General features: G+C 60.1%; 17 protein-coding genes and 2 pseudogenes. 8 read left to right on the forward strand and 11 right to left on the reverse strand.

What is annotated here, in order from left to right:
- Positions 1 to 52: 52 nt before the first annotated feature.
- The 5 genes from G3A56_RS24880 to G3A56_RS24900 all read right to left on the reverse strand — a co-directional run bounded on the left by G3A56_RS24880 (position 53) and on the right by G3A56_RS24900 (position 4,909).
- Positions 53 to 949, reverse strand: coding sequence for a MurR/RpiR family transcriptional regulator (locus tag G3A56_RS24880; protein ID WP_082184799.1), 897 nt, complete (start codon positions 947 to 949; stop codon positions 53 to 55).
- Between the two features lie 97 nt (positions 950 to 1,046).
- Entirely contained in the window at positions 1,047 to 2,009 is a 963-nt protein-coding gene (locus G3A56_RS24885; RefSeq protein ID WP_082184798.1) for an ABC transporter substrate-binding protein, read from the reverse strand.
- A gap of 7 nt (positions 2,010 to 2,016) precedes the next feature.
- Positions 2,017 to 3,057, reverse strand: a complete 1,041-nt coding sequence (locus G3A56_RS24890) for a FecCD family ABC transporter permease (protein WP_164056863.1) — start codon at positions 3,055 to 3,057, stop codon at positions 2,017 to 2,019.
- Positions 3,054 to 4,100 (reverse strand): FecCD family ABC transporter permease, encoded by a 1,047-nt coding sequence (locus tag G3A56_RS24895; protein ID WP_082184796.1) that lies wholly within the window; start codon positions 4,098 to 4,100, stop codon positions 3,054 to 3,056. The genes G3A56_RS24890 and G3A56_RS24895 overlap by 4 nt, the downstream gene beginning before the upstream one ends.
- The gene (locus G3A56_RS24900) at positions 4,097 to 4,909 is read right to left on the reverse strand and encodes an ABC transporter ATP-binding protein (RefSeq protein WP_175414400.1); all 813 of its coding nucleotides are present in this window, start codon (positions 4,907 to 4,909) and stop codon (positions 4,097 to 4,099) included. The genes G3A56_RS24895 and G3A56_RS24900 overlap by 4 nt, the downstream gene beginning before the upstream one ends.
- A gap of 285 nt (positions 4,910 to 5,194) precedes the next feature.
- On the opposite strand from G3A56_RS24900, the gene G3A56_RS24905 reads away from it, so the two are divergent.
- A complete protein-coding gene (locus G3A56_RS24905; protein ID WP_082185967.1) occupies positions 5,195 to 7,366 on the forward strand; it encodes a TonB-dependent siderophore receptor in 2,172 nt (723 codons plus the stop codon).
- Positions 7,367 to 7,668: 302 nt separating this feature from the next.
- Here G3A56_RS24905 and dinB read toward each other — a convergent pair whose 3' ends face one another.
- The 6 genes from dinB to G3A56_RS24935 all read right to left on the reverse strand — a co-directional run bounded on the left by dinB (position 7,669) and on the right by G3A56_RS24935 (position 14,559).
- Positions 7,669 to 8,748 carry a DNA polymerase IV gene (gene dinB / locus G3A56_RS24910; protein ID WP_082184794.1) on the reverse strand — a complete coding sequence of 360 codons (1,080 nt, stop codon included), beginning with the start codon at positions 8,746 to 8,748 and terminating at the stop codon, positions 7,669 to 7,671.
- A 23-nt stretch (positions 8,749 to 8,771) separates the two neighbouring features.
- Positions 8,772 to 10,838: an ATP-dependent helicase gene (locus G3A56_RS24915; protein WP_082184793.1), complete on the reverse strand. Its 2,067-nt coding sequence runs from the start codon at positions 10,836 to 10,838 to the stop codon at positions 8,772 to 8,774.
- A 230-nt stretch (positions 10,839 to 11,068) separates the two neighbouring features.
- Complete coding sequence (locus G3A56_RS24920) at positions 11,069 to 11,806, reverse strand: ABC transporter ATP-binding protein (protein WP_082184792.1); 738 nt, start codon at positions 11,804 to 11,806, stop codon at positions 11,069 to 11,071.
- Entirely contained in the window at positions 11,803 to 12,648 is an 846-nt protein-coding gene (locus tag G3A56_RS24925; RefSeq protein ID WP_003499386.1) for an ABC transporter ATP-binding protein, read from the reverse strand. Before G3A56_RS24925 ends, G3A56_RS24920 begins: the two co-directional genes overlap by 4 nt.
- Positions 12,635 to 13,426 carry an ABC transporter permease gene (locus G3A56_RS24930; RefSeq protein ID WP_374705102.1) on the reverse strand — a complete coding sequence of 264 codons (792 nt, stop codon included), beginning with the start codon at positions 13,424 to 13,426 and terminating at the stop codon, positions 12,635 to 12,637. The genes G3A56_RS24925 and G3A56_RS24930 overlap by 14 nt, the downstream gene beginning before the upstream one ends.
- Positions 13,427 to 13,530: 104 nt before the next feature.
- Positions 13,531 to 14,559, reverse strand: coding sequence for an ABC transporter permease (locus G3A56_RS24935; protein ID WP_082184790.1), 1,029 nt, complete (start codon positions 14,557 to 14,559; stop codon positions 13,531 to 13,533).
- Between the two features lie 204 nt (positions 14,560 to 14,763).
- Here G3A56_RS24935 and G3A56_RS24940 point away from each other — a divergent pair, with 204 nt between their 5' ends.
- The 7 genes and pseudogenes from G3A56_RS24940 to ku all read left to right on the forward strand — a co-directional run.
- Positions 14,764 to 15,477: a FadR/GntR family transcriptional regulator gene (locus tag G3A56_RS24940; RefSeq protein ID WP_082184789.1), complete on the forward strand. Its 714-nt coding sequence runs from the start codon at positions 14,764 to 14,766 to the stop codon at positions 15,475 to 15,477.
- A 66-nt stretch (positions 15,478 to 15,543) separates the two neighbouring features.
- Positions 15,544 to 16,523 (forward strand): annotated as a pseudogene (locus G3A56_RS24945) (mannonate dehydratase).
- 123 nt (positions 16,524 to 16,646) lie between these two features.
- The gene (locus G3A56_RS24950; RefSeq protein WP_425503387.1) at positions 16,647 to 18,185 is read left to right on the forward strand and encodes an ABC transporter substrate-binding protein; all 1,539 of its coding nucleotides are present in this window, start codon (positions 16,647 to 16,649) and stop codon (positions 18,183 to 18,185) included.
- A gap of 240 nt (positions 18,186 to 18,425) precedes the next feature.
- Positions 18,426 to 19,529 (forward strand): hypothetical protein, encoded by a 1,104-nt coding sequence (locus G3A56_RS24955; RefSeq protein WP_137067629.1) that lies wholly within the window; start codon positions 18,426 to 18,428, stop codon positions 19,527 to 19,529.
- 186 nt (positions 19,530 to 19,715) lie between these two features.
- Positions 19,716 to 22,058 (forward strand): bifunctional diguanylate cyclase/phosphodiesterase, encoded by a 2,343-nt coding sequence (locus G3A56_RS24960; RefSeq protein WP_082184786.1) that lies wholly within the window; start codon positions 19,716 to 19,718, stop codon positions 22,056 to 22,058.
- A 204-nt stretch (positions 22,059 to 22,262) separates the two neighbouring features.
- Positions 22,263 to 22,547 carry a hypothetical protein gene (locus G3A56_RS24965; protein WP_082184785.1) on the forward strand — a complete coding sequence of 95 codons (285 nt, stop codon included), beginning with the start codon at positions 22,263 to 22,265 and terminating at the stop codon, positions 22,545 to 22,547.
- Positions 22,544 to 23,362, forward strand: a pseudogene (gene ku, locus G3A56_RS24970) (non-homologous end joining protein Ku); the annotation flags it as partial. The gene G3A56_RS24965 and the pseudogene ku, both read left to right, overlap by 4 nt.
- Positions 23,363 to 23,365 lie beyond the last annotated feature (3 nt).

A 23,365-nucleotide genomic window follows, 5' to 3' on the forward strand; every position in this document is an offset into this window, starting at 1 on the left:
ATGCCGACTTAAGGGCACATCAACATTCTGAGCGTGATAGTGTCACTGTAATTTAAACCCGCTTGTGCGGCCTGATCAACGTCCTCAGTTCCACCAGCCGCTCCAGAGTCTCGAGGCTTCGCTCGGGGCAGGCGGCGGAGAGGGCCAGGGCCATGGTCTCCATGGCAATGAAGGTTGGGGCGTGGAGCGCGACCCCTTCCGTTTTGGCGCGGGGCAGGAACAGGCAGGCGTTGGCGTGTTTTTTGAGCACGCTGTCTTCCTGGCCAAGCAGCATGATGATCGGGATGTCGAGGCGGCCAGCCTCGGCTATGGCGGTCTGGGCCTCGCGGTGGGCGCGACCGTGCAGGAGCATGATGAGGACGTGGCCGTTTTCAAGCTCGAGTAACTGTTCGGCAAGCGCGATGCCGGTGGCGTTGAGCGCATAGGAATGGACGCCCGAGCGTTGGAACAGTCTTGCCGCATAGGTGGCGATGATGCCGGAGGCGCCGATGCCGAGCACGCCGATGCCGCGCGCTTGTGAGAGAAGCCGTACGGCTGCCGCCATGGCTTCGCGGTTTTCAGCGCTTGAAAGCATCTCCAGCGTGTTCTTCTGATTGTCGAGCACGAAATCTATCGCCGCATCGCAGTTGCCGGATATGGATTTTGTTGTCGCCGCCATTTTTTCGACGGGCGAATCCGTCACGCCCAGATAGGCCTCCAGCGTTTCCTTGAGATCGACCAGCCCCTGAAAGCCGAGCGCCTGTATGGCGCGGATGACGGTCGCATCGGATGTATTGGTCTCGAAGCCGATTTCCAGCGCCGATTTGGCGAGAACGGCATGGCGGTGGCCGTCAATATATTCGGCAACGGCAAGCAGGCCCGGCGACAGGCGGTCGCGGCGCTTGCGCAGTTGCTCTCCGAAACGGTCGGTGCGCCGAAGCCTTGATGTATGCGTTTCGCCAGCCGGCATGAATTCTTCCGTGAAGCTGAGTTTTCTACTCTTCTTCACGAATTAGCAGCGCGCCAAGCCGGGAGGCAAGCGCTTTTGTCCGTAGCGGTCGTAGCCGTCACTTTTCGTGCGCTGGCCGCACCGTCAAATGCGACTGGACGGCGGAGACCATGAGGCTGAGCGCGGCATAGGAGTTGGAAATCGCTTCCTCGCGCGGCAGGAGGATGTACCGACCGTTGCGGCAGGCCTGAAGAAAATTGCAGAAGCCCGGCATCACGGCTTCCATCATGTCGATTTCCGCCTGCGGCGACGCGCCGGTATCGGAGCGATAGGGATCGAAGATGATATCGGCATCGAGTTCCGGCAGCCGTTCGGCGCTGATCTCGATACGGTCGCCATCCGGAATGGCGTCGATGATGGCGGGGAAACGAAACCCCGCATCCCGCAGCACGCGCCCGAGCGCGCGATAGGTGTGGTAGACGCTGATCTTGCCGTTGAGCGGCTGGAACACCGAAACCGTGATGGCGCCTGTATCGACCGATGCCTTCAGCGCCTCGATCTGCGCCCGGTAACGACGGTCCAGCACGGCCAGCCGCTCCTGCGTGCCGGTGAGTTCCGCCAGTACTTTGTAAATATGCGGTGCGCCGTCCTTGGTATTGTCGATGGCGACGGTGGGGGCGATCTGCACCAGTTTTTCAACGGGGGTGGGGCGATCGGGTTCGGTCAGTATGAGATCGGGCTTGAGGGCGATAATCGCCTCCAGATCGGCATTGATGGAGCCGATATAGGCGATGTCGCTATTGTCGAAATCAACACCGGTCAGAATGGCGCTGGAGCGCAGATAGGGTTTGCCGTCCGCTCCCATGCGGCCGTGGCTGCCCACCGGCGTCACGCCTAGCTCGATCAGCGGAATGGTGAGGTCGATATCGTGCAGCGTCACGATGCGCTTCGGCTTTGCCGGAATGGAAACGCTGCGGCCGAGGTCGTCGGTAAAGCTTCGGCTGGTCTCTTCGGCCTGGGCCGTGGCTGTAACGAGGAGAAAAGCGGCGGCCGGGAGAAGGGCGAGAAGTGTTTTGCGCATGGGGGACCTATAGGCGATGCCGGTGAAACCAGAGAAGGGCAAGGAGCGTGGGTGCGCCGACGGCGGAAAGGACGAGGCCGGTCGGCAGCTCCAGCGGTGAAAAGGCGGTTCGGGCGATGGTGTCGGAGGCTGCGACCAGAGTTGCGCCTGTAAGGCCGGCACCCAAGACAAGCCCCGGATAGGAGCCACCGGGCAATAGAAGCCGGGCGATATGCGGCCCGATCAGGCCGACAAAACCGATGCTGCCGGTGAAGGAAACGCAGGATGCGGTGAGGGTGACGGCAAGCGTGACATGAAGCACTGAAAGGAGGCGGTTATGGACGCCAAGCGCCGTCGCCGCATGATCGCCGAGTGCCTGCAAGTCTGCGGCGCGCGCCGTCAACAACAGCAGGCCAAGGGCGATGACGAGGATGACGGAGAGGATTGAAACGGCGGTCCAGCTTGCGCCCTGCAGGTTGCCAGCCATCCAGATCATCGCTGTCTGCAAATTGCGAATATCGAGCGATGCCATGGGGATAAGCAGCAAAGCTGATAAAAACCATGAAAAGCCGATGCCGGTCAGCACGAAGCGCAGGCGTGAGGTTGCGCCGGAGAGCATCAGAACGATTGCGGCACTTGCCATGCCGCCGGCAATGCTCGCGACGGGGCGCAACATGACCGGCAGGGAAGGCAGCAGGAACAGGCAGCCCAGCACGGCAAGGGACGCACCTTCGCGCACGCCGAGCAGGCCGGGATCGGCAAGGCCGTTGCGGGTTGTGGCCTGCATGATGGCGCCGGCAATGCCGAGCATGGCCCCGGCCACCATCGCAAGCGCCAGTCGCGAGAGCCGGAAGTCGAGAACCACGTGTGCGTCGGTCATGGCGGCATCGGTATCGGTTGTGGTGATAAGCGACCACAGGGCGGAGGCGGGGATATGCTGGCTGCCGGCGGTGAGCGACCACAGGGCGACAAGCATGAGGCAGAGGAAAAGCGCCAGCAGAATGATGAGCCGCGACGGCATGACGCGGACGGAAAAGCGCCCCAGTCGGAGAACCCGGTAACGGTTCATTTCAGCACCCTGCGCACCAGCCAGAGAAAGACCGGCGCGCCGACAAGGCCGGTCATCGCGCCGGTGGGCAGTTCTTTCGGCAGGAGAATGAGGCGGGCGGCAAGATCGGCGGCGATCAATAGAGCAGCGCCGCCGAGTGCTGCGATGGGTATGGCAAGCAGAAGCCGCCCCGTTTTCAGGCGCGCGACGAGCGGCGGCACCACCAGGCCGACGAAACCGATGGGACCGACGATGGCGATGGCCGCGCCGCAGAGCAGCGATATGGAGACAAGCGCCAGAATCCGGGTCGAACGGACCGGCACACCGAGTGCTGCGGCAGCGCTGTCGCCCAGCCCCAGAAGATCGAGCCGGGGAGCGACGGCGAAAGCGAGGAGAAGCGCTATCGCGGCCGCGGGCAGGGCGGCGGCGATGGCTGCCATGGAAACGCCGGCCGTATCGCCCACCAGCCAGAAACGCATCTGCTGCAATGTTTCTTCATTGAGAATGAGGATGGCGGAGGTGAGGGTTCCGGCAAGCGTGGAAAGCGCAATGCCGCAAAAGACGAGTTTTGCCGGTGTCAGCCCCTGCCGTCCGGCCGAAGCAAGGAGAAGCACGAGCGAAAAGCTGATGCCCGCGCCCGTGGCCGCCAGCAATGGGCGGAACAGCGGCGTTGCGATCAGCCCGAGCGGCATCACTGTCGCCAGAACGACGGCAAGGCTTGCCCCGGCATTCAGGCCCAGAATATGTGGCTCGCCGAGCGGATTTCGAAGCAGGGTCTGCAGTAGAAGCCCCGCTGTTCCAAGGCAGGCCCCGGCCTGCATCGCAGCCAAAAGACGCGGCAGGCGCAGGCGCATCAAAACCTGCTGGTCGAAATTGCGGGCGTCATAAGCGAATATCAGGTCTTGCAGAACGTGCGGCGCGATGGGGCGCGGGCCGGTGGCCATATGCGCCAGCACCAGAAGCAGCAGGGCAAGCAGCAGGAGAAGTGCTGCCGCAAGTGTGCGGCCATAGGCTCGCTCTCTAAGGACAAGGGTGCTTGCGCTGCTGGTGCCGGTAGGGTTCATGCCGCGCCGGCCCGTCCGGGCAGGGGAAGAAATACCGGCCGCGCCGTGACCGGATGTGTGAGCTGGGCAACTGCCATGTCGAACACATCGGCAATGATGCCGACATCGCAGGCCGCCGCCGTTTCCAGCCGGTGCCGCAGCCGTCCGTCTTTCAGGAAGATCAGGTGATCGGCATATTGCAGGGCAAGATTGATGTCATGCAGCACCGCCACGATCGTGCGGTTGTGGCGGCTGACGAGGCCAGCCAGCATGTCCAGCACCTCTATCTGGTGGTGCAGATCGAGAAAGGTCGTAGGCTCGTCGAGAAGAATTATATCCGTCTGCTGCGCCAGCGCCATGGCGATCCAGGCGCGCTGGCGCTGGCCGCCTGAAAGGCTGTCGACCGCTCTTTCCGCCAGTCCGGACATGCCCGTCACGGAAAGCGCCTCTTCCACCGCGCGGGCGTCTTCCTCGCTCCATTGCTTCAGAAATCCCTGATGCGGGTAACGACCCCGGGAGACGAGGTCGAAAACCGAAAGCCCTTCCGGCGTATGGTTCTGCTGCGCCAGCATGCCGAGCTTTTTCGCCACCTCCTTGGTCGGGTGGCGGAAGATATCGCTGCCGTTGAGAAGAATATGGCCCCTCGCGGGCCGGTGCAGGCGGGCAAGCGCGCTGAGAAGCGTGGATTTTCCGGAGCCGTTGGGGCCAAGCAGAACGGTGAAGCGGTTCGGTGCGACATCGATGGACATATCCGCAAGCACCGGCGTGTCGCCATAGGCAAGCTCGATTGCCTGCGCCGCAAGGCCTGTATCCGTGCTTATGGGTCTCATGCCGTCGTTCAAATTCGTCACCGTCTGAATGCGTTGCCACCAGAATTATTGATGACTGTAGTAGTCAAGTATATAGCGTTCGAAAAAGCGGTTTTTGCCGGTCGATTTGAACAAAAAGCGGCTGTCATGGGCTGAAATGACACGTCAGGAAGCGCGAATGCACCCTTCGGTACCGACGTTTCACCGCGCTGAAGCGGAAATAAAGTTGACTACTACATTCATCAATTGAAAGAGCGGTGCATCATCGTCGCGATGACGATTTGGGACAGCCGGGGACAAGACACGATGCATGACGGTTCGATGATCATTGGGGTGCGCTCGCGGGCGCTGCTGGCGTTTCTTCTGGCCGGGGTCGCCCTGCCTGCTTATGCGCAGGAGAGTGCAGCACCGAAGAAAAATGCTGATGGAACGACGGTGCTCGAAACCATAACCGTTAATGCCGAGGTCAAAAAAGGCGCGCGCGGTTATCAGCCGGTGACGACGGGCACGGCGACACGTACCGAAACGCCGATCCTCGATATTCCGCAATCGGTCAATGTGGTGACGGCCGAGGTGCTGCGCGACCAGCAGGCGCGCTCGCTGGACGAAGCGCTGGCCAATGTCAGCGGCGTCACCCAGGCAAATACGCTAGGCGGTACGCAGGATGCGGTCATCCGCCGCGGTTTCGGCGATAATCGCGACGGCTCCATCCTCGTCAACGGGCTGAAGACGGCCTTGCCGCATTCCTTCAACGATACGGTCGAGCGGGTGGAAGTGCTGAAGGGACCTGCCTCCACGCTTTACGGCATTCTCGATCCCGGCGGCATGGTGAATGTCGTGACGAAGAAGCCGGAAGACACGTTCACGGCGGAAGCCTATTCGCGCTTTTCCGCCTATGGGGCGGGCAAGTATGGCACATCAGGCGGTTTCGATGTGACCGGCCCGATTGCGGGTACGGATTTCTCCTATCGCCTGATCGGCGAGGGGGAAAACAGCGATTATTGGCGCAATTTCGGTGAGAAGAAGAACTGGCTGATCGCGCCGTCGCTGAAATGGAGCGGCGAGGACACCGATATTACGGTTTCCTATATGCATGAGGATTACAGCGTGCCGTTCGATCGCGGCACGATCTTCGATCCGGCGACCGGCAGGGCGATCAATGTCAGCCGCCGCCTGCGCCTCGATGAAGCCTATAACATCACCGACGGCAAATCCGATCTGGCAAGCATCGCGATAGATCGCCAACTCTCCGATGACTGGAAGCTGTCGCTGAATTACGCCTATAGCCGCAACGAATATTCGGACAATCAGGCGCGCGTGATGGGTTATAACTCCCGCACGGGACAGGTGACGCGACGGGCCGATGCGACGCAATATTCCACGATCTACAATCACGCGGTGCGGGCGGATCTGACGGGCGAGGCCGAAATCGGCGGGCTGCGCAACGACCTGCTGTTCGGTGCGTCCTACGATTACAGCGATACCCTGCGCACCGACATGCTGCGATGCGCGAATTCCACGAACTTCAACGTTAACAGTCCGGTTTATGGCCGCCTGCCGGTCTGCACCACGGTGAGGGCGGTCGACAGCGACCAGACGGAAGAGCTCTCCACCGCCTCGATCTATATGCAGGACGCCCTGCATCTTAACGATCAATGGATCGCGGTCGGCGGCTTGCGTTACCAATATTACGACATCTATGCCGGCAAGGGCCGTCCCTTCGTCGTTAATACCGAGAAGGATGGCGGCGAACTCATTCCCAATGCCGGCCTCGTCTACAAGCTCACTCCGAATGCCTCGCTTTACGCCAATGTGGCCAAAACCTTCCGCCCGCAATCTTCCATCGGCGCCTATTATGGCGGGCTCGATCCGGAAGAGGGCATTTCCTACGAAGTGGGTGCGAAGTTCGATCTTTTCGCTGGGCTCAACGCCAATATCGCCCTGTTCAATGCACGCAAGCGCAATGTCGCCTATTCGGAAGATGTCGGCGGCGTCTCGACGGTGAAGGCCGCCGGCCTCGTCCGTTCGCGCGGCGTAGAGGTCGATATTGCCGGCAGCCTGACCAACGATCTCGATCTCATCGCGAGTTATGCCTATACGGATGCGCTGGTGCTCGAGGATCCCACCTATGCCGGCAAGCGCCTGCCGAATGTGGCGCGCCACACCGGCTCGCTCTTCCTTGCCTATGATGTCGGCGAGGTCGGTCCGAACGGCAATACACTGCGCATCGGCGGCGGCGTCCGGGCGGTGGGTGAGCGCGCCGGCATCAACGACAATTCCTATAATCTGCCGGGCTATGCGGTCTTCGACGCCTTCGCCACCTACACGCTTCAGTTCGAAAAGCCGGTGACGCTGCAGCTCAATCTGAAGAATATCTTCGACAAGACCTATTACACCTCGTCCATCGGCTCCACCAGCTATGCCAATGCCGTGGGCGAGCCCTTCAACGTCAGCCTGACGGCCAGCGTGAAATTCTGACGGAGACGGGCGGCGCAAGCCATTTGCCTTGAAATATATCGCTCGTGCAAATCAGCCCCTGCGTTTCTTGCATGGCTGCGCTGCGATAAAGCCTATTTAATATGCGGCGAAATCGGGTATCGTGGTCTTCATCGAAGTGATGCACCTCCTCCCGCAGAGCTTCGAACTGAGGTGACCCTATCCTCCTCCCAAGGGTTATCTCGTGAACAATGGCACTCCTCCTCCCAGCCGTTGTTCGAGTTTTCGAAAAGCCTGCCGCACCTTCTCCCGCGGCGGGCTTTTTCGTTTTCGGAACAGGGGCATCAGAGGCCAAGGGCGAGCTGTGGTTCCTCATCGCTCTCTTCTCCACTCAGCGATGAAAGAGTAACACCCAGCAGCCGCACCGGACGTTTGAATGGAAAGACGGAGGCAAGCAGGGTCTCGGCCATTTCCTGGATCGTCGCAAGGTCAGGCACAGCTCCCGAGACGGTCCTGCTGCGTGTCGCCTGGGTGAAATCCGAATATTTGATTTTCACCGTCACTGTCTTTCCGGTGATGTCGTGGGCCTCGCAATACCGCCAGACTTTCTGAGCCAAAGGGCCGAGCTCAGCCTTGGCCAGATCGAGATCGTCGATGTCTTCGACGAATGTATCCTCGGCGCCGACGGACTTGCGGATGCGATCGGGTACTACCTGCCGTTCATCGATGCCGCGGGCGATGTTGTAGAAATAAGGGCCGGACTTTCCGAAATGCTGCTGCAGAAAACCGAGTGATTTCGATTTGAGATCGAGCCCGGTTTCGATGCCGTGCCGTCTCATCCGCTCGGCCGTGGCCGGTCCCACGCCGTGAAATTTCTTGACCGCCAGGGCCTCAACAAAGCCAGGGCCATTCTTGGGCGTGATGACGGCCTGGCCATTCGGCTTGTTCAGGTCGCTTGCCATCTTGGCGAGAAATTTGTTGTAGGAGATGCCGGCGGAGGCATTGAGGCCGGTGACCGCCTTGATCCTTGCGCGAATTTCCAGCGCGATTTCGGTGGCGATCTCCATGCCTTTCAGGTTTTCGGTCACGTCGAGATAGGCTTCGTCGAGCGATAGCGGCTCGATCAGCGGGGTATATTCGGCGAATATTTCGCGGATCTGTTGCGACACCTGCCGATATACGTCAAATCGCGGCGGCACGAAGATCAGATCCGGGCATTTCCGCCTGGCAGTGACTGACGGCATAGCAGAACGCACGCCGAAGGTTCTTGCCTCGTAACTCGCCGCAGCCACCACGCCCCGCGCTGCCGATCCGCCGACGGCGACCGGCAGGCCGCGAAGTGCGGGATTGTCGCGTTGCTCCACCGATGCATAAAAGGCATCCATGTCGATATGGATGATCTTTCGAACAGCCGTGCTATCCATCGTTTCAGCCCGTACGATCGTCCTTACTTCCACATTGCTCGCATCCGCGCGCCGACATCGATGCGGATCTGCTGCGCGCTGCGCTCGGAGGCAGCGGCCGAAACCAGCGGCCAGGTGGCGGTTTCGAAGAATTGCAACAGAGTTGCCGGTATGAAGCGGGTTCTTGCCGCGTAAACATGCCGGTCTCCCTGCGCATTCTGGCCATGGGTGAAGAACCGTTGCGGCGTTATCAGCGACAGGCTGTCCTTGGCGCGTGTCATGGCGACATAAAGCAGCCGGCGTTCTTCCTCGACTTCATGCGTGGAGCCGACGCCGAGATCAGAGGGGATGCAGCCATCGACCACATTCAGGATGAAGACGGAACGCCATTCCTGGCCTTTGGCCGAATGAATGGTTGAAAGGGTCAGGTAATCCTCATCGAGAAGCGGCACGCCCGCCTGGTCGCTGGTGGCATCCGGCGGATCGAGGGTCAGTTCGGTCAGGAAACGTTCACGGGAGGGGTAGCCGCCGGCAATCTGCTCAAGTTGCAGCAAATCGGCCTTGCGGGTCTCCGCATCCTCATGGATGCGCTCAAGATGAGGCTCGTACCAGAGCCGCGCGTGCTCGATATCCGATGGCCAGCCACCGTGCGATTTTCGCAGGTTCGCCAGCAATTGAACGAAGGATACCCAGTCATCGCCGGTTTTGGGTGGTGGCGGAATTTCGGCAAGGGCGAGCAATGGCTCGGGGTCTGCTGCGATCGTATCGAGAATACTGCCGGCTTTTTTCGGGCCGATACCCGGCAGCATCTGGAGAAGCCGGAAACCGGCAACCCGGTCGCGCGGGTTCTGCGCGAACCGCAATACCGCCAGCATGTCCTTCACATGGGCGCTGTCGAGAAACTTCAGGCCGCCAAATTTGACGAAGGGAATGTTGCGGCGTGTCAGCTCGATCTCGAGCGGGCCGCTGTGACTGGAGGTGCGAAACAGCACCGCCTGCTGCTTCAGTGTCATGCCGGTCTCACGATTGGCCAGCACCTGGTCGATGATGAAGTTCGCCTGCTCGGTTTCGTCCTTTACCGTCACGAGCTTCGGTCGCTCGAGTGACTGTCGTTCGGTCCAGAGGTTTTTGGTGAACCGCTCACGGGCAAGGTCGATGACGCTGTTGGCCGCAGCCAGTATCGGCTGCGTTGAGCGATAGTTGCGATCAAGGGTGATAATGTCGGCGGCCGGGCTGAAGGATGCCGGGAAATCCAGGATATTGCGTACCGTCGCTGCCCGGAAGGAATAGATCGACTGGGCGTCGTCACCCACCACGGTCAGCCCGCGACCGCCCGGTTTCAACGCCATCAGCACCGAGGCCTGCAGCCGGTTGGTATCCTGATATTCGTCGACCATCACATGGTCGAAACGATCGCCGATATCGCCGGCCAGGTCGGGATCGCTGACCATCTGGGCCCAGTAAAGCAGAAGATCGTCATAATCGAGCACGTTCTGGGCCTGCTTGGCCTCCACATAGGCGGCGAATAATTGCTTGAGCTCGGCTTCCCAGCTGGAGACCCATGGATAATGCTGGCGCAGGATTTCCTTCAACGGCGTCTGCGAGTTGACGGCGCGCGAATAGATCGCAAGACAGGTTCCCTTGGTTGGAAAACGGCTCTCGGTCTTGGAGAAGCCCAGCTCGTGACGGGCAAGGTTCATCAGATCGGCGCTGTCTTCGCGGTCATGGATGGTGAAGTCCACGTTCAGCCCGACCTGTTCCGCATAAATCCGCAGGAGGCGCGCGCCGATCCCGTGAAACGTGCCGGACCAGGCCAGCGCATCCGTCAGGGTTCCGGCATTGGTGCCGATGACCTGTTTGCATATCCGCTCGACACGGCGCGACATTTCGGAAGCGGCGCGGCGTGAAAAGGTCATCAGCAGGATTCGGCGGGGATCGGCGCCATTGACGATCAGATGCGCCACCCGGTGCGCCAGCGTGTTGGTCTTGCCCGAACCGGCGCCGGCGATGATCAGCAATGGTCCGGCCGTGTGCCCGTCTGAAAGTCCAACGCCATGTTCCACGGCCTTGCGCTGCTGCTCGTTCAGTTTGTCCAGATAGGCAACCGCCATGCCTGCATCCTTGATATTTGCCTATCCGCACGACGACGGCCTTATTCAAAAATGCCAGCCGTCTGATGACGGCCGGTCATTTTTGCACTCTTGTCGCAATGATTAGCAAAAACTCAAACAGCAGGCCAGAACAAATAATGAACGGGCGTTCCTGTCTTCCACATCACCTTGGATAAGGTTGCTGGAGCGGTCTTCTTGGTCCAATCGTGGCTCGCCGCTCCATCACGGTTTCAGAGGAAGCTGCTTTCGAAGAGCTCGCCAGAATAGGCTGCGTGTGTGATGCCGGCTTCAAGATCAGCCTTGGTCAACTCATCGACAAAAACGCCATTCTGCATGACCAGAACACGGTCGCACATATGGGCAATGACCGACAGGTCGTGGCTGACGAGAACGAAGGTGAGGTTCTGGTCTTCACGCTGATCGGCCAGCAGGTTCAGGATTTCCGCCTGAATGGAGACGTCGAGCGCGGATGTCGGCTCGTCGAGCAGCAGGATCGGCGGCTCGAGGATAAGCGCGCGGGCAATCGCCACACGCTGACGCTGGCCGCCGGACAGCTCATGCGGGAAGCGCTCGGCAAAATGCGCGGGCAGGCCGACCTGCTGCAGCGCGGCCGGCACTTTCGACCAGCCATCGCCAAGCCCCATCGAGCGGATCGGTTCGGCCAGAGCCCGGCCGATGCGGTGGCGTGGGTGCAGGGAACCGTAGGGATCCTGAAACACCATCTGCGCCAGCTTCAGCTCCTCGCGGCTGCGAACCTTGCCGACCGGCTTGCCGTCGAAGCTGATCGATCCGGTCCAGCCGGCTTCCAGCCCCGCCAGTGACCGCAGCAATGTCGACTTGCCGCAGCCGCTTTCGCCGACGATGCCGAGTGTCTCGCCTTTATTGACGCGAAAACTGATGTCGCGCACGACGTGGTTGCGGTTTTCTTTCGTGCCGTAGACGACATCGAGCTTGTCTACCGTGATCATCGCATCACCTCCGCATCGATTGCCTGGCGATCCAGCACCTTGAGGCGCCGGACCGGGTTGCGGGGATCGGGCATCGCCGCGATCAGGCCCCGCGTATAGGGATGTTGCGCATCTTCGAGCTTCGAAAGCGTCTCCACGACGCGTCCGCCATACATGACCAGCACGCGTTCGCAGAAGGCGGCGACCATGCGGATATCGTGGCTGATGAGGATGAGGCCGGAATTATTCTCGCGCACCATCTCGTCCAGCAGCAGAAGGACATCCTTGCGGACACTGACATCGAGGGCCGAGGTCGGTTCGTCGGCAATCACCAGCTTGGGTTTCGCAAGCAGCATCATGGCGATCATCACGCGCTGTCCCATGCCGCCCGAAATCTGGTGCGGATAAAGCCCCATCACGCGGTCAGGATCGTTGATGCGCACGCGCAAGAGCATGTCGCGCGCGGCATTTCTGGCGGCTTTGCCGGTCAGCGCCAGATGCAGCTCGGCCGCCTCCGCCACCTGCTTTCCAATCGGCAGGACCGGATTGAGCGAATAACGCGGGTCCTGCATGATGAGCGCCATCTCGCTGCCGCGGATCGCACCCATCTGGCGCTCGGATTTTTCAAGCAGGGGTTCGGCGAGGAAATCCATGCGCTCCGCCGTTACGGTGGCGCTTTTGGGCAGAAGCCGCATGGCGGCGCGCCCGGTCGTGGACTTTCCGGAGCCGGACTCGCCGACAATACCGACCCTTTCACGGCCGACGTCGAAATTGACATTGGAGACGGCCGGAATGGTGTTACGGCCGAAACGGACATTGAGGTCGCGGACCGAGAGAATGGGTGAGCTATCAGGAACGGGCATGACGCGGATCCAGCAGGTCGCGCAGCGTATCGCCGGCGATGTTGAAGGCAAGGCTCGTCAAAAGGATCGCGATGCCGGGCATGACGGCGACCCACCAGTAATCGAGCATGAATTTACGGCCGCTGGAGATCATCGCGCCCCATTCGGGAAGCGGCGGCTGCGCGCCGAGACCGAGGAAGCCAAGTGAGGCGGCCGTCAGGATGATGCCGGCCATGTTCAACGTCAGTCTGACGATGACCGAGGGAATGCACATTGGTGCGATATAAAGAAACAGGATGCGCAGCGGCGATGCCCCGTAAAGGCGTGCGGCAGCGACATAATCCGTGTTTCGCACCACCAGCGCTTCGGCACGCGCCAGACGCGCGATAGGCGGCCAGGCGGTCAGCGAGATTGCGATGATGGCCGTGCCAAGACCCGCCCCCATCGCAGCGGCAAAGGCAAGCGCCAGGACGAGCGAAGGGAAGGAAAGGACAATATCGGTCGCACGCATCAGAATGGCATCAGTGCGGCCGCCGAAAAAACCGGCCATGACGCCGATTGCAAGCCCGATCGGGCCGACGATGACCGAGACCGACAAAACAGTCTGGATGGTGATGCGCGTGCCATAGACGAGGCGGCTGAAAATATCGCGGCCAAATTCGTCGGTTCCGGCCAGATGCGCCCAGCTGGGAGGTTGAAGCGCGTTGTCGAGCGCCTGACTTACCGGATCGTAGGGCGCAATGAGCGGCGCGAAAATGGCGACGATGACCAGAATGGCGAGAATGGCAAAGCCGAACATTCCAAGCGGCTCGTCACCAAGCTTTTGCAGTGTCCGCACCGTTGTGGCTGATAGACGTGACAAGGCACTGCGGCTCTGCACGGGATTGTTCTGTGTGATATCGGTCATCGAGCGACCTCCCGTGTCCGCGGGTCGAGTGTGGTATAGGCCACGTCTGCAAGGAAGTTCAGCATCATGAAGATGAAGCCGATGACGATCGTGGCTGCGAGGATCGCGTTCATGTCGCCGATAAGCAGGGCATTCGTCATATATTGTCCGATACCAGGCCAGGAAAAGACGATTTCGGTGACCACGGCGCCTTCCAGCAGGTTGCCATAGGAGATGGCGAGAACGGTGATCAGCTGCACCGCAATGTTCGGCAGTACGTGGCGGGTTATGGTCCGCGCGGGGCTGACGCCCTTGGCACGCGCCGCAATCACATAGTCCTGGCTGAGCTGCTCCAGGGTGAAGGCGCGTGTCATGCGGGTGATGTAGGCCATGGCCATATAGGCAAGGATGACCGCCGGCAGCATGATATGTGCGAGCGCGTTCCAGAAGATTTCCGTCTCACCCGCAAGGAGGCTGTCGACCAGCATCAGTCCTGTCTTCGGTTCGACGAGGCCTTCATAAAAGACGTCCACGCGACCGGGCCCGGCGACAAGGTTGAGGTTGGCATAAAAAATCACGAGCCCGACGATACCGAACCAGAAGACGGGTATCGAATGCCCCACCAGCGCAAAGACACGCGCGAACTTGTCGATGAACGTATCGCGGAAAAGGGCGGCGGCGAGACCGAGCGGCACGCCGATCACCGTGGAGATGATGATTGCCAGCGTCGCCAGTTCCAGCGTGGCCGGGAAGGCCTGCGCCAGGTCCCGCGTTACCGGGTTTCCGGTCAGGATAGCGATGCCGAAATCGCCGTGAAGCAGGCCGCGCAGATAGATGAAGAACTGCTGGTAAAGCGGCAGATCAAGTCCAAGCCGGGTCCGCATGGCTTCATAGGCCTTGGGATCTGCAAGCTCACCGACGATCGCCCCGACCGGGTCGGTCGGCATCACCCGGCCAATGATGAAGGTGATGCAGAGCAGGATGAAGAGGCTGACGACAAGTTGCAGGAAGCGATGTCCGAGCCCGCGCAGTGAAATTTCAGTCATCGCAGGTCACACTTCCACCGGAAGACGCTGTCAGCGATGCCACGTTTTGAACCGCTCGCCGCAGACGCGCAATTCTACCTTGCAAAAACTTTTGATGGTACTTCATCCCAACTCCTCCTGAGCTAACATGAAAACATATGACGTAACGCCACGTCATCATATGAGTAGCGAAGGGATTCGTTTTCTGCAAGAGGGAAGAGTGGCATGATGGGCGACAGGGAAAAGCCGCGGGAGCGGCGGGCACAGCAGATCATCGATAATCTCAGTGCAGAAATTCGCAGTGGAAAACTGAAGAGCGGCGATCAGCTTCCCACGGAACCGCAGCTTGAGCGCACCTATGGCGTAAGCCGCACGGTGGTTCGCGAAGCGATCGCGGACCTGCGTTCTTCCGGTTATGTCATTCCCATCCAGGGCAAAGGCGTTTTCGTCAGCAATGCCGGCGAGTGGGCGGGTGTGAAGCTGACGCAATCCGAAGTGGGTACGATTGCGGAAACTCTGGAAATGCTCGAGTTTCGGCTCGCAACCGAAGGGGAGGCGGCGGCAATCGCCGCTTATCGCCGCACAGCCCAGCAGGAGGCGGCAATTTCCGCAGCCCATCGGAAAATGGCCCGGGCCATCGATGCGGGCGAAACCACGGTTGAGGCCGATTACGAATTCCACACGGCGATTGCGGTGGCAACCAACAATCGTTTCTATCTGGAGGCGCTGCGCCAGTTCGGCTCACGGTCTATACCGCGCGGGCAGTTTCCGACGCTGCCGGAAACGGGCAATGCGGATTATCTTCGCAAGGTGCAGGCCGAGCATGAGGCAATCCTGCGCGCCATCGTCGAGCAGGATCCGGATGCCGCGCGCAAAGCCATGCGCGATCACATGCTTGCAAGCCAGCGTCGGTACAGGTTGCTTTCCGAGGCGCAATAGCATCTCGACACTCATCTTATTTCATGCGATGTCATATGATGACTAGCATGGAGAGGGAGAGAATCGATGTATGTCGGCACTCAGGTGGCAGCACGCGACGACGAGGATTACAGGGTTTGGGCGCAGCTTGGCGTCAGGAATATCAACGCCGATCCGCCTGGAGCGCCCGCGAGCTGGACCTTTGAGGATTTTGAGCGTCACCGTGACAAGGTCGAAAGCTTTGGTCTTGTCCTTGACATGGTGCAGCTGCCGCTGCCGTCCCGGCCCATCGAACAGGCGTCGTTTCCCGATATCCTGCTTGCGGGGCCAGAGCGAGACAGGCAGATCGATGCCGTCTGCAGGATGATAGAGGATATCGCCCGGGCCGGCATTCCGGCGGCGAAATACAATCTCAACCTCATCGGCATTCCGCGCACGGAAATGGAGCGCGGCCGCGGCGGTTCGCTCAATGAAGCCTGGCGCTGGGACAGGGCGGACCATGACGCCGCTCCGGGCCTTGCCGGTGTTCTGTCCGAAGACGAGAACTGGGAGCGTATCGATTATTTCCTCGAGCGCGTGGTTCCGGTTGCCGAAAGCAACAAGGTCCGCTTGGCGTGCCATCCGCATGATCCCTATACCCCGCCGGGTTACAAGGGTGTCACCCGGGTGCTCGGCACCGTCGAGGGCCTGAAGAAATTCGTACAGATGCGGGAAAGCCCTATCACGGACTGAATTTCTGCCAGGGATCGATCGGCGAGATGCTCGACAATCCGCGTGAGGAGATCGACGAGATCATCCGCTGGTTCGGCAGCCGCGACAAGATTTTCAACGTCCACTTCCGCAACATCAGCGGCGGCAAGCTGTCGTTCATGGAGACATTCCCCGATGAGGGCGACATGGACATGGTGCGTTCGCTGAAGCTCTACCATGAACTTGGCTATCGCTACATGATCATGCCCGATCATGTGCCGACGATTGCGGGCCGCGATCCCGTCGGTGTCGCCTTCGGGTTCTGCTACGGCTATATCGCCGCGCTGATCGAGGCGCTCAATAACAATCATCTTTGACTGTTTCAGCCGGTTGGTGCGTCGTGGCGCTGCCGGCTTCACCAATGCAATTACCGATCTGTAGGAGGAGCAGGTATGAAAAAATCAATGATCCGTCTCGCATTCACCACCGTTCTGGGCGCCATGCTGGTGCAGGCGTCCCCGATCGCGGCCAAGACACCCAACGACCAGCTCGTCGTCGGGACGTCGCTCGCCCAGGTGCTGTCACTTGACCCGCATCAGGCGACGGAAGCCAAAGCCAATGAAATCATGGCCAATCTTTATGATCGGCTGATCTCGGTCGATGGTTCGGGAAAAGTTTCACCGCAGCTGGCGGAGCGCTGGGAGACGGATGACAAGGGCATCACCTTTCATCTTCGCGAGGCCAATTTCGCGTCGGGCAATCCCGTGACCTCGGCGGATGTCGTTTATTCGTTCAGCCGTCTTTTGAAAATGAACCAGGCGGCTGCCGCCAACCTCAAGCGTGTTGGTTACAACGCTGAAAATGTCGACAAGCTGGTGAGCGCCCCGGACGAAAAGACGGTTCGCATCGAACTGTCAGGCGAAACGACGTCCGAATTGCTGCTCTATCGTCTGGCCATGGTCATTGCCAGTATCGTCGACAGCAAGGAACTCAAGTCCCATGAAGTTGATGGTGATTGGGGAAATGCATGGCTGCGGACAAATTCCGCCGGCTCCGGCCCCTTCACGCTCAATCGCTGGTCGCCCAATGAAATCATCATCCTTGAAGCCAACAAGGATTATGTCGCCGGCGAACCGAAGATGCGTCGCGTCATCGTGCGGCATGTGCCGGAAAGCCAGGTGGAGCGCCTGATGCTGGAGCGAGGCGATATCGACATCGCCAGCGCGTTGACGGCCGCCGACCTTGCGACCTTCAACAACAAGGAAGGTTTCCAGATCCAGCGCGTGCCGACGGGCGGTTTCTATGTCCTGTCGATGAATGCCGGCAAGGAGCCTTTGTCCAACCCCAAGGTCCGCGAAGCGATTGCTTATGGCATCGACTACAAGGGCATGGAAAAGACCATCATGGGTCCATATGGCCGGGCGCGCACGGTGCCGGTGCCGGAGAATTTCGAATATGCCATTCCGAGCCCGGACTGGAAGCTTGACGTTCCGAAGGCGAAGGCTCTTCTGAAGGAGGCGGGTTACGAGAACGGCTTCACGCTCAATCTGAAGACAATTGCCCAAACGCCACGTATCGATCTCGCCACCGCCATCCAGGCATCGCTCAGCCAGGTCGGCATCAAGGTGAACATCCAGCAGGGCAACGGTTCGGACGTGATTGCCGCTCACCGCGCGCGGGATTTCGATCTGCTCATTCCGCAGACGGGCGCCTATATGCCCAACGTGCTCGGCTCGATGGAGCAGTTCTCCAGCAACCCCGACAACTCGCTTGCTGCCAACAATGCCGGCAATTTCGTCTGGCGCTCGGCCTGGGACATTCCGGAACTGACGGCTCTGACCGCAAAGGCCTCCCTTGAGCCGGATGCCAAGAAGCGCGGGGAAATCTACACTGAGATGCAGGAAATGTTCGTGGCGCAGAAGCCTGCGGTTCTGCCTCTCTTCGAGAGATACGAACCGATCGTATTGAATGCGCGTGTCAAGGACTATGTCGGTCACCCCAGCCAGACGACGCGGCTGGAAAACGTGACGAAGCAGTGACGGCGCATCACCAAGCGGAAAAGATGAGACGGGCGGTTATTCAACCGCCCTTTTTTTGTGCTTCCCTCGACGGCCTGTCGGCTAGTGGAACAGGACCGGCTTGCGAATGATTAGGCCGGCATCCTTGAAATCTTGGGGTTTTCGCGATGGCTTCAGCGGGTTAGACCGTCCGGTGATCGTCCTTCCCTGAGAGCGGGATTCCCAGACTCCGCTCGCGTTCCCCCAAATACGTTGGCCACCATGAGCTTCCCACAGATAAAACTTCCCGCAAGGCCGCTCAGCTTGAAGCGCGGCGTCATTTCGGTGCCGACGGCCTATTATTTTTCTATCCCGGTGCTGTTGGTGATTACGGCCGTCATGCTCGTGGCCGAGGGCCCGGGCGTGTTGCGCGACTATCAGATCAGCCGCGACCCGCTGGAGATTGAAAGCGGCGATATCAACGGCAGCTGCAAAACCCGCAAGGCGATTTTCACGACCTGCGAGGCGGATCTTTCCTACGACCATGCCGGCGTGAGTTACAGGAAGGATGTCGAGGTCATGTTCGTCGATTTCCATTCCGGCGACTATGAAACCGGCCTCGTCATTTCCGCGAAGAACCCGGAACTTGCAACGATTTCGCTTGGCCTCGATATGCTCTGGAACCGGATCATAACCCTTGGCGTGTTCGTTGCCCTGCTCGGTTTCGGCAGTATCGCCATGCTGTTTACCCTTATCCGCAGTTTGCGGGCCGGGCTGCGGTTACGGCACCCTGCGCCATTGACCGTCATTCCCGTCGCGCTGACGGCGGTTGCCGAAAAACGCAGCCGTCTTTTCGTGACCTATGCCGATACGGTCAGGGAAGGGAAGACGAAGAGGCAGTCCTTTACGCATCTGGAAAGGGGACGAATTCCCGTCGTCGTCGGCCACACCGGAAAATACGATGTCGCGCTGGCGGTCTGGCACGGTGAAACCCCGCTGCCCGTTCTGCTTGACGATCAGCTGCAGCGGATTGAGCTTACGGAAAAGGAAAGAGCGGAAGCGCTTGCTTCTCTCGGCCCAGTGGTTGCGAGCCGTGAGCAGGAGGGCATATCCGACCCCGGTGCGGCGGTGACAAAAGCCCCGAGCCTTGTGCGAAGACTGGCAATGTTCCTTGCAATCGTCGCCTTTATCGTCGTTGCAACGTTCGGATACTGGCTGTGGTACGTGACCAGCGCCCCCTCGCAATTCAACTCTCCGGGCATGGACCTCAACAACATGATGCCCGCAGCGCTCAACGACTGGGGCTGCGCGCGCCTGCAGGAGCGTTTTGCCGATGGCCCGGCACCTTTCGGTTGCGCCGGGGATGACTATCGAAGCTGGAAATAAAGGCGTTTTCTCTTGGCGTTCGTTGCGCCGATCGCAAAAGCCCGATGGGCTGACGCGTCGGCTCAACGCATTTCGGCTCGTTGTCGATGAGATCAATCAATTATCCAAAGTTGCATTAGAGATTTATAAATAAACCAACTCCATAGTGCGATCGTGGGCGGTTCTCACAGGCTGGGAGAGTGCATCATGTTCACGGTTCTGGAATGCGTTGCCGTACAACACGATCGGGCGATCGTCCTTCTTGCGGCATCTATCTGCCTGCTCGGAATGCTTGCCTTTTTTCACCTTTTATTGCGCGCGGAAGAAAGTCCGGCTGGCCGCAAACCCTATTGGGTGCTGGTTGCCGCCTTTGCTGCGGGGCTCAGCGTCTGGGCCACGCATTTCGTCGCCATGCTTGCCTATGAGGGGGCAGTCCCCATCGGTTTTGATTTTCAGTTCACGGCGCTCTCGGCGGTTCTGGCCGTCCTGGGGTTCTGGCTGGCGCTCAATGTCCGCACGCGGGCAAGCTACAGCCCTGTCGTCGTCGGAACGCTCGTAACCTTGTCGGTCGCCGTCATGCACTTCGTGGGCATGGCGGGAATGGATGTGGCCGCAACGATCAGCTACCGCTGGGGGCCGATCTTCGGCGGTTTTGCCGTTGCCTGGGTGTTCTTTCTTCTGGCCTTCTTCCTTTTCCGTCGTTCCGGTTCGTGGAAACAGCGCATCATCGTTCCGGCGGCATCATCCATCCTGGCGATCTGCGCGCTGCATTTTACCGCCATGTCGGCCACTGTCCTGTCGCCTGATCCCTCCGTTTCCGGTCCCGATCCCGACAACCTCGCCAGACTGATCATGATCGGCGCCGTTTCCGGCGTGACCTTCCTCATCCTGTCGACGACAGCCACCGCCGCGCTGGTGGATCGCTATCTTGTCGACCTCAAGGGTCTTGTCGATGCCACGCTGGATGGCCTTGCTGTTGTGCGTGACGGTCGTATCGTCGAGCTGAACACCCGTTTTGCCGGACTTCTCGGCAGCGACGAGGTGTCCCTGATCGGCAAAAATCCCGATGACCTCTTCAGGGCTATCGATGGGCAGCCGACCTATCTGCCGCGCCACGCGCCGGTGGAGGCAATCCGCGAACGTGGGGAGCGGGCGCAGGTATTTGAACTTGCCGTGCGCACCATCGAATATCGCGGCCATCCCTGCGAAGTTCTGGCCATTCGCGACCTGACGGAAAAGCGGGAAGCGCAGCGGGAAATCGAATATCTCGCGCGGCACGATGTGCTGACGGGCCTTTCGAACCGGACCATGTTCCAGACGCGGCTTCGCCAGCAGATCGAACATTGCAGCGAAGAGGACGAGTTTGCGCTGCTGGCGCTCGATCTCGACCGGTTCAAGGCTGTCAACGACATATTCGGCCATGCCGAGGGTGACCGCGTGCTGAAAAGGGTCGCTTCCATTCTCGACGAATGCGCAAGGGCAGGCGATGTCGTCGCGCGTCTCGGCGGCGATGAATTCGTCATCCTGACTGCCCGGAACACCAAGTCGGAGGAGGCCCGTCTGCTCGCTGAAACGATCCTTGCCATGTTCGGGTTGAAAATGAATGCCGCCAACGACCCGACCGCCGTCGGCGTCAGCATCGGCATTGCCGTCTTCCCGCGGGACGGTGATAGCGACGAAAGCATCATGCACGCCGCCGATCTGGCGCTCTATCGTGCCAAGATGGGCGGGCGCGGAATATTGTCCTTCTACGATCCGCTGATGGATCAGGAGGCGCGCGAGCGCCGCCAGCTCGAGACGGATCTGCGGCTTGCCATCAACCGCAACGAGTTGCTCCTCAATTACCAGCCGGTCCTTTCCGTCGAATGCGGGCAGGTTGTCGGTTATGAGGCGCTGGTGCGCTGGCAACATCCGACAAGGGGCGTGGTGCCGCCGGATGTCTTCATTCCGATTGCCGAGGAAAGCGGGATCATCATCTCGCTCGGCGAATGGGTGCTGCGCGAGGCCTGCCGTCAGGCGAGCACCTGGGCGCCACATCTGAAGATCGCGGTCAATGTCTCGCCACTCCAGTTTTCACTCGCAAATCTCGGCCATGTCGTCTGCACCGTGCTGATGCAGACCGGGCTTTCCCCAAACCGGCTGGAACTGGAAATCACCGAAGCCGCCCTCCTGAAGGACCGCAAGGCGACGCTGATCATCCTCAACCAGCTGAAGGCGCTGGGCGTTGCGATCGTCATGGATGATTTCGGCACCGGTTACTCCTCGCTCAGCAATCTGCAGAGCTTCCCCTTCGACAAGATCAAGATCGACCGCAGCTTCATCGCCGCCATGAGCGAGGATGACAATGCCCGCGCCATCGTGCGTGCGGTGATCGGCCTTGGCCGCAGCCTCGATCTGCCGGTGACGGCGGAGGGTATCGAAACGGATGCGCAATATCGCATGGTTGTTGATGAGGGTTGCGCACAGGCGCAGGGTTATCTCTTCGGCAAACCCGATGTTGCGCCTTCCGGAGCGGCAAGCACCCCCAATAGAAAGAAATATTCCGTTTGAGGTAGGGCGAGGCGGCGGCTTGTGATGCCGCCGGCCCACCGTCCTGCCATGCCAGCCTAAGGTCGGGCCGTCACAGGACTTGCCCATCCGCGTGTCGGATGGAACGAGGGGCGATCCGAATCGTTAGAGTCGCATATGGCGTCTTCCGCCAGGCCGAGGCGGGGTCCAAGTGTCCTATCGTTTGAGGCGCCTCGGGGATTTGACATGAAACGGCAGGCAGAACGTTCAGACAGAGATGTAAAACCCTTCGATGTCCGCGACCGGCTGATACTGGCGCTTTATGCGCAGCTGAAGGCCGAACGGCAAACCCGCGAGGCAATGGAGTGGGTCATCCGCAATGGCGGCCTTTCGCCCGAGGTGCTGGAGGCGATGGCATCCGACCCCGTGCCGGTGCTGGCGGAGGCGGACTTGCCCGCCATCGAACGTATTCTTGCTGCGGACCGGGGTAGAGAGCGATCCTCCCACGATGATCATGGGCGGCGATCATGAACCGGAGAGCGAGCTGGAAGGGTCATCTGAAATTTGCCGATTTCAGCTGTGAAATCGGCCTTTATGCCGCGCTCACCGCATCGGAGAAGATTTCCTTCAACATCGTCAACCGCAAGACCGGCCATCGCGTCGAACGGCAATATGTCGACAGCGATACCGGCGATGCAGTCGAGCGTGAGGATCAGGTCAAGGGATACGAGCTCGACAATGGCGATCACATCGTCATCGAGGGAGACGAGATTGCGAAGTTGATGCCGGAAAACGACAAGGTCATCCGCATCCGGCATTTCCTCGGGCGCAGCGAGATCGACAAGCTCTATTTCGACAAGTCCTATTATCTTGCACCGACGCAGGAGGACGGGGAGGAGGCCCTGACGCTGCTGGCGAAGGCGATGGACGACGAGAATGTCGCGGCACTCGGCGAGGCGGTGCTTTTCCGCCGCAACCGCATTGTGCTGATCCGGCCAAGCGGCAAGGCGCTCGTCGCGACGACACTGAATTTCAGCTATGAGGTGCGCTCGCAAACCACCGTCTTCAAGTCCATTCCGGATATACAGTTCGATGACGAGATGCTGGAGCTTGCGGGCCATATCATCAAGACGCGCGCAGGCACCTTCAATCCGGCTGACTATAGCGACCGCTACAATGACGCCTTGGCGGAACTGGTAAAAGCCAAGATCGAGGGCCGGGAAATCGCCAAACAGGCGCCGCGCAGGCAGGACAACATCATCGATCTCAAGGAAGCACTGCGTCGCAGCGCCGGGGCAGCCGGCGACAAGAAGGCTGCGGGCGCGGCACGCAAATCCCCCGGAAAGCGA

The organism is Rhizobium oryzihabitans (assembly GCF_010669145.1).
Classification (GTDB): domain Bacteria; phylum Pseudomonadota; class Alphaproteobacteria; order Rhizobiales; family Rhizobiaceae; genus Agrobacterium; species Agrobacterium oryzihabitans.

Coding starts and splice junctions, on each gene's coding strand:
- G3A56_RS24950 (WP_425503387.1), top strand. CDS start 16,647: ATGCTGGTGCAGGCGTCCCCGATCGCGGCCAAGACACCCAACGACCAG.
- G3A56_RS24955 (WP_137067629.1), top strand. CDS start 18,426: ATGAGCTTCCCACAGATAAAACTTCCCGCAAGGCCGCTCAGCTTGAAG.
- G3A56_RS24895 (WP_082184796.1), bottom strand. CDS start 4,100: ATGAACCCTACCGGCACCAGCAGCGCAAGCACCCTTGTCCTTAGAGAG.
- G3A56_RS24925 (WP_003499386.1), bottom strand. CDS start 12,648: ATGCCCGTTCCTGATAGCTCACCCATTCTCTCGGTCCGCGACCTCAAT.
- dinB (WP_082184794.1), bottom strand. CDS start 8,748: ATGGATAGCACGGCTGTTCGAAAGATCATCCATATCGACATGGATGCC.
- G3A56_RS24885 (WP_082184798.1), bottom strand. CDS start 2,009: ATGCGCAAAACACTTCTCGCCCTTCTCCCGGCCGCCGCTTTTCTCCTC.
- G3A56_RS24880 (WP_082184799.1), bottom strand. CDS start 949: ATGCCGGCTGGCGAAACGCATACATCAAGGCTTCGGCGCACCGACCGT.
- G3A56_RS24965 (WP_082184785.1), top strand. CDS start 22,263: ATGAAACGGCAGGCAGAACGTTCAGACAGAGATGTAAAACCCTTCGAT.
- G3A56_RS24940 (WP_082184789.1), top strand. CDS start 14,764: ATGATGGGCGACAGGGAAAAGCCGCGGGAGCGGCGGGCACAGCAGATC.
- G3A56_RS24920 (WP_082184792.1), bottom strand. CDS start 11,806: ATGATCACGGTAGACAAGCTCGATGTCGTCTACGGCACGAAAGAAAAC.
- G3A56_RS24930 (WP_374705102.1), bottom strand. CDS start 13,426: ATGTTCGGCTTTGCCATTCTCGCCATTCTGGTCATCGTCGCCATTTTC.
- G3A56_RS24890 (WP_164056863.1), bottom strand. CDS start 3,057: ATGAACCGTTACCGGGTTCTCCGACTGGGGCGCTTTTCCGTCCGCGTC.
- G3A56_RS24915 (WP_082184793.1), bottom strand. CDS start 10,838: ATGGCGGTTGCCTATCTGGACAAACTGAACGAGCAGCAGCGCAAGGCC.
- G3A56_RS24960 (WP_082184786.1), top strand. CDS start 19,716: ATGTTCACGGTTCTGGAATGCGTTGCCGTACAACACGATCGGGCGATC.
- G3A56_RS24905 (WP_082185967.1), top strand. CDS start 5,195: ATGCATGACGGTTCGATGATCATTGGGGTGCGCTCGCGGGCGCTGCTG.
- G3A56_RS24900 (WP_175414400.1), bottom strand. CDS start 4,909: ATGAGACCCATAAGCACGGATACAGGCCTTGCGGCGCAGGCAATCGAG.
- G3A56_RS24935 (WP_082184790.1), bottom strand. CDS start 14,559: ATGACTGAAATTTCACTGCGCGGGCTCGGACATCGCTTCCTGCAACTT.